Annotated in this window: 1 protein-coding gene; it reads right to left on the reverse strand. The window is 72.3% G+C overall.

The window, feature by feature from the left end; translation table 11 throughout:
- Positions 1–47 precede the first annotated feature (47 nt).
- A partial coding sequence (locus BHU15_RS40730; RefSeq protein WP_069631144.1) for a hypothetical protein occupies positions 48–505 on the reverse strand: 458 nt, incomplete at its 5' end.

Consider the following 505-nt stretch of genomic DNA (forward strand, 5'->3'; position numbering starts at 1 on the left):
CTCCGGTAACGGCCGGGCGGCGGGGCCGCCCGGCCGTTACCGGAGGTTCAGTGCTGGACCAGGGCCTCGGGCAGCTGGTCGAACGTCATGAACTCGCGCAGTTCGGTGTCCCACGGGGCCCGGTGGGCGAAGCCCTGGGCGAGATGTGTGCTTCCGCGGACGGGGTACGGCAGGTGGCGCTCGGTGTATCCGAGGTTGCGGGCGAAGGCGCGCCATACCCGGGCGTCGGGCAGGGAGCCGAGGGCGGCGTGGTAGGCGGCGAGCAGGTGTGCGGCGATGGGGTCTCCGGCGCCGGCGGCGAAGCGCCACCAGTACAGGGCACTTTCGCGGCGGTCGATGCTGTAGAGCAGGCAGGCGAAGGTGCGGGCGCCGGTGTGGTCGTAGTCGGTGTCGAAGGCGATCAAGGTGTGGACGTCGTCGGAGCGGAGCACGGTGTCGCAGACGTACCGGACGTGGGCGAGGACGGTGGCGGGGTGGGCGGCGGGGTCGGGGGCGACGATGGGAA

Source organism: Streptomyces niveus (genome assembly GCF_001723055.1).
In the GTDB taxonomy this organism is placed as follows: domain Bacteria; phylum Actinomycetota; class Actinomycetes; order Streptomycetales; family Streptomycetaceae; genus Streptomyces; species Streptomyces niveus.